The sequence below is a fragment of the Planctomycetia bacterium genome, assembly GCA_015075745.1.
In the GTDB taxonomy this organism is placed as follows: Bacteria; Planctomycetota; Phycisphaerae; order UBA1845; family UTPLA1; genus UTPLA1.
In genome coordinates this window covers 893,603-907,337 of the sequence record JABTTW010000001.1, presented here as the reverse complement: position 1 = coordinate 907,337, position 13,735 = coordinate 893,603, and the positions used below count along the sequence as shown (strand labels likewise).

Genomic DNA, 13,735 nt, shown 5'->3' with positions numbered 1-13,735 from the left:
CCGAGGTGACAATAGGCGAAAAAAGGGGCCGAGGGGTCCAGGGGCCGAGGTGTCGAGGGTGAAGACAGAGGCGCTGATCGCGCGCAAGTCGTGCAAAATCGAAAGTGACATACGGTGACACAGCGCGTTCGGGGATTGTGGCAACACTTGTGGCGGGCATGGGTTGCGATGTTGCGCGGTTTGGGTGATTTTTTGCGCGCATTTGAGTGACTCCTCCACCCCTGCCGGGGTGGAATTCTCTGCGCAACGCTGACCACGGATTGCGCTGGTCGGGCGGTGCCCGACGACGCTGCATCCGTGGCTACAACCCGGCGCCCCATTCGGGGCTCGATCGGGGGCGATGCATTTGTGAGGACGTGAAGGCGTTTTGTTTGGGCTGATGGTTCACACGGGAATGGGCAGAATCGCAGGTGACAATAGGCGAAAAAACGAGGGGCCCAGGGGTCGAGGTTCCAAGGGGTCCAGGGTGAAGACATTCGCGCGCTGATCGCGCGTAAGCACTGCAAAAGCCAAGGTGACATAAGGTGACACAAGGCCTTGGGGAATCGTGCCAACTCCTGTGGCGGGCATGTGTTGGGGCGGTTCGGGTTTTTGGCGGTTTTTGGTGAAAACGCGCAAGGTGAAACACGACGGGTGTATGCCCGAACGGGCGTGGAAAAACTCGGGGAAGTTCGTTTGTAAGTCTTTGAAAAACGGGCTGACAAAGTGACACTGTGAAAACGAGTTTCAGGGTTTCGCACTTCTGAGCAGTAAAGGCGAGGGACGGTTCGTTGCGTGCGCAGGTTGGGTGATGCTGTGGGCATTGCATTAGAGACTCTTGCTCCGTGTTCGCGCGGGGCTGCGACCGGCGTGGAACATCGGATGCCAGATAATGCAGGGAACATGGGTATTTACTGGATATTTCGAGGCAAACGCGGTTTGATGTACGTATGGGTCGGAGTGAGGACCGCACTACAAGGAGCTTGACTATGGTTCTTCAGCCAGTCATTCGAAACGGCTTGGGCGGACTGATCGTCATCATCATGGGGTCCGGGCTTGGCTGCGCGAAGACCCATAAGCGGGTTTGTGAAGAGCCGACGTTTTCAAAGCTGGCAGGGAGGTGGTCAATCACCTATGCAGACGCGGACGAGGCTATCACGGGAGGACAAAACTCGCGAGGGAAGGATCTACCTGCACTAGCTTATGAGAAAATCGTATTCGTCTCTATCCTACCGAACGGCGCCATTGACTGGTCACGCTCTTCCGCCGGCTCGGTTTACGGGATTCACGATCTTGAGCACGTCGGAGATGAATGTGTGAGCAGACGCCCGCTCCATGGCCGATTCAAGCTGAGCGCGGCGGAGTACACCCCAACTCGATCGAGTGTGACGATCGAGCGAACCGATCCCGGCTTTTATACCGATTCGCTGAAGGAAGCGGACTTCGCACTTGAGCTTCGCGAAGATGGAACTGCGAGATTTGACTGCGGCACATTTCAGGGCTTAGGAAGGCCCGTCAAGACGATGGTTTTGTCGCGGCACGATCAAAAACTCCTGCGCATTGACAACCGCTCCAGAATCGCAGGCGCGTGGACTCTTTCGCCCGACGACATGATGGCGAAGATTATTATTCGGGATGATGGGACCTTCGACTGGACGGGGACCGTGGAGGGCATGTCTCAAAACCCCCATCAGCTCGTATGCAATGGTGATCGCGCGTTCAGTATGATTGGGGCGGCGAGAGTAGTCGCCGCAAGGTATCAACCGGATTCGAGTGGCGTTTCGATCGAAACAACTCGGCAAGATGATTCCGTCTATGTATTCGAACTGAATGTCACGCGAATTGACCATGACAGGACTAAGGTTGTCATGAGAGTCGGAATCCGGGGCGCGGCATCAAAGAGAGCAGTCTGTACGCTTTACCGAAATGACAAGGCGGTTCAACGATATGAATCGGCCCTCTCGGATTTGGATTCTTAGAAGGGGAAACGCAGGCCTCTCCCGGTTAAGCCAGCCTAGCAGCCAGTCAATAAGCGTTCGCGAGCAGCACGAGTGAATCGACAATTGAGGCAGCGGATTGGAGGGTCGATCATTCGGTGACATCCTCGCCGCTCACAGCCCCAACGGGGCGCAGGGTTGTAGCCACGGGTGGAGCATCGCCGAGGCGCCAGCCGTTGGCGATGCGGAACCCGTGGAATGGTTCGGCGAGTAGGATAAGCCCCGGAGGGGCGTTGGAAGTCTCCGTTAACCAGCAGGTGTCGCATGCCCGGCACGTACTCGCAGGTTCTGTTACACGTCGTCTTCAGCACCAAGCATCGCGAGAAATGGATCAGCTCGCAGATTGCAGAGCGGCTCTATCCGTACATCGGCGGGATTGTTCGCAGTGAGAAGGGGACACTGCTCGACATTGGCGGTATAGAGGACCACGTTCACCTGTACGTGCGCTGGCGGCCGGACGAATCGATTTCGAATCTGATGCGAGTCGTGAAAGCGCGGTCGTCGAAATGGGTCCATGAGACTTTTCCGAGACTCGCCGCGTTTGCATGGCAAGAGGGCTACTCCGCCTTTTCGGTCAGCAAGTCGCAGGAAGACGTGGTTAAGAAATACATCGCGAATCAGGCGGAGCATCATCGGCGGGAGGACTTTCGATCGGAGTTGCTGCGACTACTGACGGCGCATGGTGTCGAGTTCGACGTGAAGTATGTGTGTGATTGATGCACCTCTGCCCAGTCGAAAGCTTCCTCCGCCCCTAGCCGGGGCGGGGAGCGCTGCGCGATCAATTCCACGGGTTGCGCTCGTCGGCTAGCGCCGCCTTCGCTCCACCCGTGGCTACAATCCGGCGCCCCGATGGGGCTAAAGCGGCTTGCGCATCTGCGTAGCGTCCGGCGCCTCTGCCGGACGTGAATCGCAAGGAACATTTCCTGATATACAACGCTGCATCAACGCGCAATCTGCCATAGAACGGTCGACGTGATAGAGGACCTCAGTGTGCCGGTGGCAGATGGTGAGCTGCGCCGCGTTTCACTTTACCTGATAACGGTTCTTGCGTAACTACGATTCGGCGCACCCGTCGGGTTGTCATGGGCTAATCAGTATTTCATTCCGTGGTCAGGGTATCCGGGCGCGGCGTCAGAGAGAGCAGCCTTTACGCTCTACCGAAATGACAAGGCTGTTCAACGATTTGAATCGGCCCTATCGGATTTGGATTCTTATAAAGGGTAGCGCAGGCCTCTCCCGGATAAGCCAGCCTAACAGCCAGTCACCGGATTCAAGCATGCGCCGTGCAGTGCAGCGCGGATGGGCTTCCTCGCTTGCGCTTCGGGCTGGTATGTGGTGCAGCGTGGGGGAACTCAAAACCGAAATCTCATGCCCGGCGGCGGTTGGCGTCCACGTGGGCGATGAGTTTGTAGACCAGCTTGGCGGCCAGAAACTCGGTTTGGGCGGTGCCGGGTTGGGGGAGGACTTCCACGACGTCGGCGGCGACGATGTTGCGGAACATGGCCGTGGCCTTGAGCAGGTCGTTGACCTGGAACCAGTCGAGGCCGCCGGGTTCGGGGGTGCCGGTGCCGGGGGCGTAGGCCGGGTCGAAGCCGTCGATGTCGATGGTCACGTAGACGTTGTCCGTCAGTTGCTCGACGACCTGCTGAAGCCAGTCGGCGTTGGTGCGCACCTCGCGTACCGAGACCGGCGTGATGCCGTGCTTCTTCATGAACTGGTGTTCGCCGAGGCTGTAGTTGCGGATGCCGACGGCGACGACGGGGATGCCCATCTCGACGACGCGGCGCATGACGGCGGCGTGGCTGTAGGGCGTGCCTTCATATTCGGCGCGGAGATCGGCGTGCGCGTCGATCTGGAGGACGCTGAGCTTCTTGTGCTTCCGCTTGACTGCCCGGACGAGGCCGGAGGTGAGGGAGTGCTCGCCGCCAAGGGCGATGAGGAATTTCTTTTTGGCGAGGACCTGCCGCGCCGCCTGATAGACGGATTCGTGCATTTCCCTGGGCCCGGCCATCTCCGGGGCGACGGGGTCGCAGGTCATGACGCCGGCGGCTGTGAATTCTTTACCGTATTCCTCGTCAAAGAGCTCGACCTGCTGGCTGGCGGTGATGATGGCCCGGGGGCCGTTGCGGGTGCCGGTCTGGTAGCTGACGGTGCCATCGTAGGGGAGCGGGAGAATGGCATAGCGGGCCTTTTTGGGGTCGCAGTACCGGGGCGGGAGGCCCAGGAAGTTGTCGGGGATGGTCTCCAATGGTCTCGCTCCTGCCTGCTTGGGCGTAGGCGGCTGACTTCGGGTGTCGGGCAAACGAGGGGGTATCTTCCGCCGATTGCGGCCGGTCCGCAACGCGGGCGATTGGGCGATTTTGAGAGCGATAGGGCCTTCGTTTTTGTGATGTTGACGCGACCGCCGCAACTTTGTCTATTACACGCCTGTTCGCCCCGAGCATTGGCGGGTATGACGAACGACTTGTGAACCCGTACCAAGGATTCGAGCTATGACTCACATCGTCACGGAACGCTGCGTAAACTGCCGCTATACCGACTGTGCCACGGTTTGCCCTGTCGAGTGCTTCTGGGAAATCGAAGACCCCGCGATGCTGGTGATCGACCCGGATACGTGCATCGACTGCGGCCTGTGCGTCCCTGAGTGTCCGATCCACGCCATCTACACCGAGGATGAGTGCCCTGATCAATACAAGGAGTGGATCGACAAGAACAAGGACCTGTTCAGTAAGGGCACAAACATCACCGAGAAGAAGGACCCTTTGCCGGGTGCGTTGACCCTGGAGCAGATTCAGGAAAACGAGAAGGCCAAGGGTTGGGACATTCCCGAGCCGGGCGGAACGTGATTCGACCGAATTCCTCCTGTTGGTCGATATCCAGCGTGCCGGCCCTATACTCTGACCAACCATGAAGCGAAGCTTTTTGATCGCCATTGCGCTGGTTTTCTGCGCCACCGGTGCGGGTTGCAGCCGGCCGGAGTCGGGGCCGCTGGTGATTTTTCTGGACGGGGCGGGATGGTATGCCAGCTCGGGCGGGGTTGAGTCTGGGCTTCGTCAGGCGGGCTACACGGGCCGGTTTGAAACGTTTTTATGGAGCTCGTTTCTCGGTCCGGCGCACGATCACTTTATCAGAGCGAACAGTCGCGCGACAGGCCAGAGACTGGCTCGTCGCATCGAGGCCCAGAGGAAGGTCGATCCGGATTCGTCGATTCACCTGATGGGTTTGTCCGCGGGAACGGCGGTGATCCTGCGGGCGTTGAATGAACTACCGAAGGGTGTGAGCGTTGATAGTGTGGTACTGTTTTCATCTTCTGCTTCGTCTCAACGCAATCTGACGCAGGCGATGGGGCATGTGAAGGGCAGGCTGTATGCGACGGCCAGCACGCACGACGTCATCCTCGCGGGCATTCCGGCGAATGCGGACCGTCGTGGCGGCTCTCCGGCGGGCCTGGTTGGGTTCAGATTGCCCACCGCCGCCAGTGCGCAGACGATTGAGGCTTACGATCGCGTCGTGGTTCTGCCGTGGCAGCCGTCGTATCTGGGCTTTGGGTGGACGGGCAGTCACACGTCGGTGACAGACCGCAGATTCGTGGGCACGGTGATCGCGCCGAGAATCCTCTCGCGCGAACCGTTCCCGCTGGATCGATCCGTCGTCGCGCGCGCCGAAATGCGCACTGCGAGTCCGCCATCATGAATTCTGTCCGTCCATGGGTGACTTGTCTTCTACTGGTGCTGATCGGGGCGGGATGCGCCGTGGACAAGCACTATCGGGCCGGGCGAGAGGCCGAGGAGCGCGGCGATTCATCCCGAGCCTACGATGAATTCAATCGATCCGGCGCGGCGCGACGCAGCGGGGCGGTCGCCGCGGCCCTTGAGCGGACGGCGCCCGGCGCGGCTGATGAAGCGGAAAGCGCCGCGATCACGGCCATGGATCAGGGCCGGTACGACGAGGCATGGCGGCTGCTGATGCGCGTGCTGGATATCATGCCGAATCATCCCAACGCGCCGGAGCTGATCCGCCGGATCGAGGCTGAACATGGCGACAAGATCGCGTTGGTCAGCGCGGACTATCTTCGACGCGGCAGCGCCGCGCTGTTGATGAGCGAGGAGAAACAGGCAGCGCCGGCCACGGCGATTGCGCTTCGGCCGTCACGCCCGGCGCCGGTCGATCCGGCGACGCAGGGCGCCCTGGCGGCAAGAGATGGCGCAAGCTCGGAGACCAGTCGCAACTTCGAACCACGCCGGCCGCCGGTCGCCGGCAGAAAACCGATTGAGACATCCGCCGAAAAGCCGGCGGGTGAGGCGCCGCGGGAGATGACGCCGGTAGCGCCTGCCAAGGCCGTGCGGCGGATCGAATCGCCGCGCGGCGTGATCAAGCCGCCGCCGAAAGAATCGATGGACGCCGAGCGCCGGGCCGATGACCGGGGCGGGTTTCTGATCGTTCACACCCTGAGCAAGCGCGATCGGCGATATCCGCGCGTCCTGAGGACGCTCGAAGGCATCACGCTGGAGCTGAAGGATACGGACGGCGACGGCGAAGTCGATATGGATATTTTCGACGGCAAACGGCGGATCAAGAAAGTGCGGGATCTGATGCCCGGCTCGTCGCAGACGTTTCGCGGGAAGTCGGGCGAGCTTTATCGAATGACACTGCTGGGGGTGCATCACAAGTCGCACACCGTCCGCATCGGCATCAAGGCGATGTGATCCTGGGCCCATCGGCCGAGCCGTCGGATTGTCAATCCCCGTGCCGGTCGGTACGGTTCCCGTCATGCCGAAGGATGCCGCCGACGAATCACCTCAGTCCCCTTGCAGGTCGGCGCCATATTACGTTTCGGCGCTGAGCGTCGTAGGCGTCGTCGCGGCGCTGGCGCGGGATGCCGGCGGCGCTTATCTGATTGCCGAGTCGCTGGCACTGCTGCTGCAGGCGGCGTCTTGGGCCGCGTGGGTTTACCACCTGTGGGTCAAGAGGCAGGTTCGACGCGCGGGCGCATTGTCCGATGCCGGGCTGACTGTGACGGGCTTCTTATTGGGCGGGCTTATCGCGCTATGGACCGGTCGATTCGATGCGCTGGCCATCACGATGACGAGCCTGATCGCGGGGCTGCTGCTGGTGGATTTCATCGCGGGGTTCTTCGCGCGATTGCAGGCGCGGATGGATCGGCCGGTGGAGTTGTTGCGCGTCGCCCTGCGGCCGTGGGGCTGCCTGATTCTGATCACGACCATCCTGCTTGCCATTCCGCTGGCAACGCATTCCGGTGTTCCGGACTATCGACACAACTTCTGGCTGCACATCGCCAACTCCGCATTCAACGCCGTAAGCGCCGCCAGCCTGGTCGGCACCAGCACCTATGACTTCGGCGCGGAGTACGCGCTCTTTGGTCAGGCGGTCATCGTTGTCACCACGCAGCTTGCGGGGTTCTTCTTCGCCGCGATAGGGCTGGCGATGGCGCGGCCGTTCCTCAAGTCCGAGGTACGCCTGGGCACGGTGTTCAAGTGCATTGCCGCGGCCCAGGTCGTGGCCATCGCGTTTGTCTGGACTTCGTGGCACGATGCGGACGTGGGCGGACTCGTCACGAGGGCGGGCTGGGGTCTCACGCATGTGGGCAGCGCGATCTTCAACTCCGGCTGGACGCTTCGCGCCGACGGCATGGCGGCGTACTTCAATGAGCCGCGCGTGTATTCCGTCGTGGCGCTGCTTTCGGTGGCTGGCTCGATCGGCCTGCCGATTCTCATCGACCTGACGCGTCGGGGTCCTGTGACCAAGGGGAATTCCGGCGGCGCAGCGCCCTGGAAATCGGTGCCGCAGATGGAGGCGGCGGCGGCGTTGATCCTGCTGGTGTGCCTCGCCGGCTTTATCTGGGTCTGCGAGGCGCCGCGCTTCATGCCGGAAAAGCTGGTGCCGCGGCGGCCGGTTGATTTCGGAGGCGACCGTGTGTGTCTGCGCGATGACATGGGTCATCGGCAGCGCTGGACGATGAGCGTCTTCATTTCTTCAACGCTGCGTTCGGCGGGCCTTCAAAGCACGCCGCTCTCCGAAGGGGCGATGTCCTGGCCGACGTACTTTGCCATGCTCGGCATGATGACGCTCGGAGGGTCAGTGGGCGGCGTCGCGGGGGGCATGCGCGTCTCCGCGCTGCTGATTCCGCTTTTGGTTCTTTTTAGCGGGAGGCTCGGGTGGGCCTCGCGGCCGGGCGGGATGGAAGCGCGGCGGTGCCTGCTTGTCGGCGCGGCGCGCATCGCGGCGGTCACGCTGCTGCTGAATGTCGGCGGAGTCCTGGCGCTGTCGATGTCCACGGACGGCACGTGGTACGAGACGATCTTTGACGGCGTCGCCGCGGTGGGTAACGTCGGATTGTCCACCGGCCTCGCTTTGCATTTGACGAGCGCTGGACGCCTTGCCATGATGCTTTGCATGGTCGCCGGACGCCTTGTGCCGATCATCATGTGGCTGAACCTCGCAGCGCGATTGCAACGACTCGTCGGCGAACAGCCGAATCCGGAGCCCGTCATCTCTTGAGCCTATCCCGCTTGTCAATTATTCGATTACATCGCGTCGCCCTCGGCGGGTTGATTCTGATCTTTGGAATGACGAGCTGCGGCGGTCCGGATGGCGCGGAGCCTGTCCGCGAACGCGCCCGGGTTTCGGTTGTCCGCGAGGGGCCGGATGCCGTGCGGGTTGACGGCGTCGCGCCGCTGGCGGGATTTGCAAAGGGGCGGGACTGCACCTTCATCGGGTGTCTTGAGGTGCTGTTGGAATCCGCCGGTCGTCGCATCAGCTACGACGACCTGATGGCGGTCAGCGGGATGTCATTTCGCACGCAGTTTCGCGTCGATCGCTGGGACGTGGGAAATCCCGATCCGCTGGTCGGCGATACGCGGCTGGATGCCCTGTTCGAGTCGGTCGGCTGGAAGTATGAAGTGCGCATCGTGCGTCTCGACGAGCTCGCAGAAAAGGACGCGCTGCATCGGGCGATCTGCCGGAGCATCGACGCGGGGATGCCGGTCCTTGCGGCGAACATCATTCCGCCGGAGGACTGGGGCATCATCACCGGCTATCGGCGCGATCGCACCTATCTTTGCCGTTCGTATAACGACGGGGCGCTGACGATTGACGAGCCGGCCAAGGGCTGGCCGACGGCGGTGGTGATCCTCACGGAAAAACTGTCTCCCCCGGTTCGCGAGCGCATGCGGATGGCGGCGGTGAAGAGCGCCATCGAATTGTGGGAGAAGCGGGCTGTCGGGCCCTTTGCGCAGGGGGCGCACGCCTTCGATCAGTGGTCTCAGCTTCTTCGCACCGTCGCGGATCGAGATTACGTTCATGCCAACTTCTGGACGTACATCTGTCTGATTGACGCGCGGGCATCGGCGGTGCGATATTTGCGAAGCGTCGCCCGGGACTTCGGGACGAAACAGCTTCACGTGGCGGCGGCGGCAGACTTTTACGATCAGGAAGTGCGGTTGCTGCTCGACAACCTGAGCAGCGTTCCGCCGGAACACGAGTTCAAGGACTCGCTTCCGCCGGCCAAGGTTCGCAACAAGCAGGCGGAAGTTCTCCAGTCGGCCAAACAGATTGAGGCCAAGGCGATTGAATCATTGAAAAAGGCCTTGTGATCAGTCGCCGCAGCCGCTGCTGCAACGGCGAAACGCCGCGAAACTCACGCACCAACGGGTGAAAAATCGGGTCCGGTTTATAACGGTGGCGTGCCGGTTCGCGTTATATACTTTAATCACGGGGCGGCCCGAGTTCGGATTGTCCTGAAGGCAGCGGGTCGGGTTCCCCTCTGAAAGCAGCGTTGCGAGACACATGACCGTTATCGTCGTCATTCTGATTCTGGGTTCGATCTCGCTGGGGCTCCTGCTCCTGCACGACCTGCGTCGCAATCGCGAATCGAGCAACGGCGCCGTCGAACATCGGGACCCGCGAACCTGTCCACATTGCGGCTTGGATTCGCCGTCCAGCGCGGTATTCTGCGGACATTGCGGCAAGCACTTCTGACGGGAACCCGAGCCCATCCGGTTTTTCGCTGGATCGAAAAAGGAGTTTTACGATGTCTCGAATCGAAGATTACCCCGACAGGCCTTCGTACAGGCGGCCGTCCTTTAATCGGCCGTCGCTCAGGTCGATGATCATGCTCGGCGCCGGCGGATTGGCGCTGCTTGTGCTGTTCGTGTTGTGGTTCGTGATTCGCGTGGAGATCCCGACGAACCGGCTCCTGGTGCTCGTCAACAAGACCGGGAAAGTGCTGCCCGACGAGTTGAGCGACGAGTTTGGCGATCAGGTCGTGCTCTATCCTGAACTGGTCGCGGCGATCGCCGCACAGACGAACCAGGACGAAGCGACGATCCGCGAACGCTTCAAGGGCATTCAGTATGAGGTGCGCAAGGAGGGTCGCTACTTCCCTAATCCGTGGTCCCGCGAAGCGCGGGTGATCGACACGACCATCATCGGCCAGTCCGAAGTGGGCGTGCTGATTCGCAGGTTCGGCAAGCCGCTTCCTTATCCGAAGACAGTGGCGACCGAGCCGGACGAGCGCGGCCCTGTCGCCCAGGTGCTTAACCCAGGTCGCCATGACGTCAATCTGCTGGCATACGACGTACAGAAATTTCCGGCGATCCTGATCCCGGAAGGTCACGTCGGCGTTGTCACCCTGCTGAGCGGAACCGAGCCGCGCGTCAAGAATACGTACACGATCGAGCCCGGCGAGAAGGGGGTTCAGAGCGAGACGCTGCCGCCGGGCCTGGAGTTTTTCAATCCGTATCTCAAGCGAATCGACATCGTAGATATCCGCAGCCACAAGTATGACACGGTGGGCGACGAGGCCATTTATTTCCCGTCGAGCGACAGTTTCACGATCACCATCGAGGGCACGATCGAGTGGGCCATCCGGCCCGATCGCGTGGCCGAGGTGACGGTGGCCTACGGCGACGTTGAGGACATCCTTAACAAGATCATCCTGCCGAACGCGCGCAGCATCGCGCGGATACAGGGGTCGAAGCTGATGGCACGGGAGTTCATCAGCGGCAAGACGCGGTCGGCGTTTCAGACGCGGCTGCTCACAGAGTTGAAGGAAGAGTGCTGGAAGCAGGGGATCGACATTCGCGCGGCGTTGGTACGCGACATTCAGCCGCCGTCGGAGATCGCGGCCCTCATCAGTCAGCGCGAGCAGGCGGATCAGGAGATGGAGCGCTCGACGAATCGGATGGAGGAGGCCAAGAGCGAGGCGCTGCTGGTCGAGCAGCAGGAGATGGCGGATCGCAACGCGTCGATCGGCGACTTTCGCACGAAGGTGGTGACGGTGACGAAGGAGGCGGAGCAGCGCAAGAGCGTCTCCATCACCGAGGCGAGCCGGGCACTGGAGGTGTCGCGGCTGCAGCTTGAGGCGGCGGAGAAGGAGGCCGCGGCGATTCGGTCGCGCGGCGAGGCGGAGGCGAAGGTGATTCTGTTCGGCTACCAGGCGAAGGCGGAGCCGCTGGGTAAGGCGGTGTCGGCGTTCGGCGACGGGATGACTTACGCACAGTATTTCTTCCTTCAGAAGACGGCGCCGGCGATTCAGTCGATCGCGTCGAACACGGACGGGCCGTTCGCGGAGATCTTCAAAGAGTTCCAATCATTCGGCCGGACATCGAGCGTGAAGGAGAAGCGATAATGCGACGGATCAAAATACTCGCGGGCGTGGGGCTGCTGGCCCTCGGCGTCCTCACGACGATCGGCTGGTTCAGCTTCCGCATTTACGTGCCGACGAACAAGTGCGCCGTTCTGATCAAGAAGACGGGCGCGATGCTGCCCGAGGGCGAGTCGGTCGCCACGAACGACACCCAGCGCGGCATTCAGCAGGAAGTGCTCGGCCCCGGCCGGCACTTCCGCGATCCGTTTCGCTGGGCATGGCAGCTCGTCGATCAGCAGATCATCCCGGCGGGCAATCCGACGAAGTGGAAGTTCAATACGCGGATTCTCGCTCATCAGCCGGACGCCATTCGCAATGTGATGGCGGCGATGGCCGAGGACCTTCCCAAAATCGGCGTCGTGACCCGCCGCGTCGGCAAGCGACCGCCGCCGGGGCAACTCGTCGTCAAGCGATCGAGCGGGTATCAGGGCATTCTCGAGGAGGTGCTGACGCCCGGCACCTACAAGCTCAATCCGAATGTCTATGAAGTGACGTTGTATCCGGCGACGGTAGTGCCGACCGGTTTTGTCGGCGTGGTGACGAACCTGATGAATTCGCGGGAATCGTCGGCGGCGTTTGAGCAGGCGACCTCGGCCGCATCGCCGGTAGCGGCTCCTCCGGTCGCTATTCCGGAGGCAGAGGCGATTCGCCCCGAACTGGACATGCACGTGCGGCCGCTGGCCTCGCCCGGTCAGCGCGGCACGCTGCGCGACGTGCTCCAGCCGGGCATCTACTTCATCAATCCGAAGGTGAAGAAGGTGACGCTGGTGGAGATCGGATTTCACGAATACTCGCAGCTTCATGTTGGCGGCACGCAGAGTCAGCAGATTTCCTTTCCGTCGGACACCGGTTTTCTCATCACGGTGGGGGTGACTGTGGTGTGGGGCGTCGATCCGTCGCACGCGGCCGAGATCATCAACGAGTTTGGAAATGTCGACGGCGTGCTGGAAAAGGTCATCGCCCCGCAGCTTCGGTCGATCTGCCGGAACATCGGCTCGACCTACGCGGCGCGGGATTTCATCCAGGGCGAGAAGCGCGAACTCTTTCAGCAGGATTTGACGCGGGAGCTTCAGCGCATCTGCCGGGCGAAGAACATCGAGGTGCTCTTGGCGCTGGTGCGCGAGATCGAGGTCCATGCTCCGTCGCCCACCGGCGGCGAGGGGGCGAGCATCATGGAAGACCTGAAGCGCACGATCCAGCAGAGCTACATCGCCACGGAGAGCCGCATCACCAAGGACAAGCAGCGCGAGGCGGCGACGGTGAGGGCCCAGCTCGAAGAGAGCAAGAAGAAGGTCGATATCGCCCGGGAGAATATCAAGGCGGAGACGCGGGTACTGACGGCGGGGATCGCCGCGACAGGGGCGAAGACGGCGGCGGAGGTGGATGCGCAGGCGGCGCTGGAAGTCGCGACGATTCAGCAGCAGGTGGCCGAACTGGAGGCGAAGCGCATCGCCATCCTCGGCCAGGCGAGGGCCGACGTGGAGAAGATGAAGAACGACGCCGAGGCCGAGGGGTACAAGCTGCTCGTCGAGGCGTTCGGCTCGCCGCAGGCTTACAACCTGTACACCTTCGCGGAGAACTTCGCGCCGGAATCGATCAAGCTCTTTTACGCGGGCGAGGGGACGTTCTGGACGGACCTTTCGCGGTTTGAGGAGCTTGGGGCGGCGAAGGTTCTGCAGGCTTCTCCGGCGGTGAAGTAGTCGCGCGGGCGTGGCGGGGTGTGCGTGTGCCGGCGGTTGCGGCGGGAGTTGGAAACGCCGAAACGTCGAAGAGTCGAAACGTCGAAATGGTGCGCGGCGGCGAAGTTGCGTGGGCGCATTCGAGAGTACTCCGGTGTGATGCGTCCGGCAGGGGCGCCGGACGCTACGGGGGGGCGGCGGATTTGAAGGTGACATAAGGTGACACAGCCGATTTTTTTCGATTGCAACTCTTGAGGCGGGCATGTGTTGGGGCAGGTCGCGAATCTGGCGTTTTTTGGTGAAAACGGCGCGATACGAGGAGGGGCCGGGGGTCTGGGGGCCCTGGGGTCGAGAGGTTTGGCTGCTGCATCGCGCGCGATCCTGACGGGCATGGGTGGATAGAACTCCTATCA

11 protein-coding genes are annotated in these 13,735 nt (G+C 61.8%); 10 read left to right on the top strand and 1 reads right to left on the bottom strand.

Annotated features, from left to right (window positions below; all coding sequences use genetic code 11):
- Positions 1-968: 968 nt before the first annotated feature.
- The gene (locus HS101_03615; GenBank protein MBE7505353.1) at positions 969-1,958 is read left to right on the top strand and encodes a hypothetical protein; all 990 of its coding nucleotides are present in this window, start codon (positions 969-971) and stop codon (positions 1,956-1,958) included.
- Positions 1,959-2,240: 282 nt separating this feature from the next.
- The gene (tnpA, locus tag HS101_03610; GenBank protein ID MBE7505352.1) at positions 2,241-2,693 is read left to right on the top strand and encodes an IS200/IS605 family transposase; all 453 of its coding nucleotides are present in this window, start codon (positions 2,241-2,243) and stop codon (positions 2,691-2,693) included.
- Between the two features lie 649 nt (positions 2,694-3,342).
- Here tnpA and speB read toward each other — a convergent pair.
- Positions 3,343-4,224, bottom strand: a complete 882-nt coding sequence (speB, locus tag HS101_03605) for an agmatinase (protein ID MBE7505351.1) — start codon at positions 4,222-4,224, stop codon at positions 3,343-3,345.
- A 244-nt stretch (positions 4,225-4,468) separates the two neighbouring features.
- On the opposite strand from speB, the gene HS101_03600 reads away from it, so the two are divergent.
- The 8 genes from HS101_03600 to HS101_03565 all read left to right on the top strand — a co-directional run bounded on the left by HS101_03600 (position 4,469) and on the right by HS101_03565 (position 13,343).
- Complete coding sequence (locus HS101_03600) at positions 4,469-4,822, top strand: ferredoxin family protein (GenBank protein MBE7505350.1); 354 nt, start codon at positions 4,469-4,471, stop codon at positions 4,820-4,822.
- Between the two features lie 61 nt (positions 4,823-4,883).
- Positions 4,884-5,669: a hypothetical protein gene (locus tag HS101_03595; GenBank protein MBE7505349.1), complete on the top strand. Its 786-nt coding sequence runs from the start codon at positions 4,884-4,886 to the stop codon at positions 5,667-5,669.
- On the top strand, positions 5,666-6,682 hold the full coding sequence (locus HS101_03590; GenBank protein ID MBE7505348.1) for a hypothetical protein: 1,017 nt from the start codon (positions 5,666-5,668) through the stop codon (positions 6,680-6,682). Before HS101_03595 ends, HS101_03590 begins: the two co-directional genes overlap by 4 nt.
- A 40-nt stretch (positions 6,683-6,722) precedes the next feature.
- The gene (locus HS101_03585) at positions 6,723-8,495 is read left to right on the top strand and encodes a hypothetical protein (protein MBE7505347.1); all 1,773 of its coding nucleotides are present in this window, start codon (positions 6,723-6,725) and stop codon (positions 8,493-8,495) included.
- An 11-nt stretch (positions 8,496-8,506) separates the two neighbouring features.
- Positions 8,507-9,589, top strand: a complete 1,083-nt coding sequence (locus HS101_03580) for a hypothetical protein (protein ID MBE7505346.1) — start codon at positions 8,507-8,509, stop codon at positions 9,587-9,589.
- A gap of 193 nt (positions 9,590-9,782) precedes the next feature.
- A complete protein-coding gene (locus HS101_03575; GenBank protein ID MBE7505345.1) occupies positions 9,783-9,974 on the top strand; it encodes a hypothetical protein in 192 nt (63 codons plus the stop codon).
- A gap of 52 nt (positions 9,975-10,026) precedes the next feature.
- On the top strand, positions 10,027-11,625 hold the full coding sequence (locus HS101_03570; GenBank protein MBE7505344.1) for a hypothetical protein: 1,599 nt from the start codon (positions 10,027-10,029) through the stop codon (positions 11,623-11,625).
- Entirely contained in the window at positions 11,625-13,343 is a 1,719-nt protein-coding gene (locus HS101_03565; GenBank protein MBE7505343.1) for a hypothetical protein, read from the top strand. Before HS101_03570 ends, HS101_03565 begins: the two co-directional genes overlap by 1 nt.
- The last annotated feature ends 392 nt before the right edge of the window (positions 13,344-13,735 follow it).

Bases quoted from the DNA above. Each gene is read 5' to 3' on its own strand.
- HS101_03600 (MBE7505350.1), top strand. From the start codon at position 4,469: ATGACTCACATCGTCACGGAACGCTGCGTAAACTGCCGCTATACCGAC.
- HS101_03590 (MBE7505348.1), top strand. From the start codon at position 5,666: ATGAATTCTGTCCGTCCATGGGTGACTTGTCTTCTACTGGTGCTGATC.
- tnpA (MBE7505352.1), top strand. From the start codon at position 2,241: ATGCCCGGCACGTACTCGCAGGTTCTGTTACACGTCGTCTTCAGCACC.
- HS101_03595 (MBE7505349.1), top strand. From the start codon at position 4,884: ATGAAGCGAAGCTTTTTGATCGCCATTGCGCTGGTTTTCTGCGCCACC.
- HS101_03575 (MBE7505345.1), top strand. From the start codon at position 9,783: ATGACCGTTATCGTCGTCATTCTGATTCTGGGTTCGATCTCGCTGGGG.
- HS101_03615 (MBE7505353.1), top strand. From the start codon at position 969: ATGGTTCTTCAGCCAGTCATTCGAAACGGCTTGGGCGGACTGATCGTC.
- HS101_03565 (MBE7505343.1), top strand. From the start codon at position 11,625: ATGCGACGGATCAAAATACTCGCGGGCGTGGGGCTGCTGGCCCTCGGC.
- HS101_03570 (MBE7505344.1), top strand. From the start codon at position 10,027: ATGTCTCGAATCGAAGATTACCCCGACAGGCCTTCGTACAGGCGGCCG.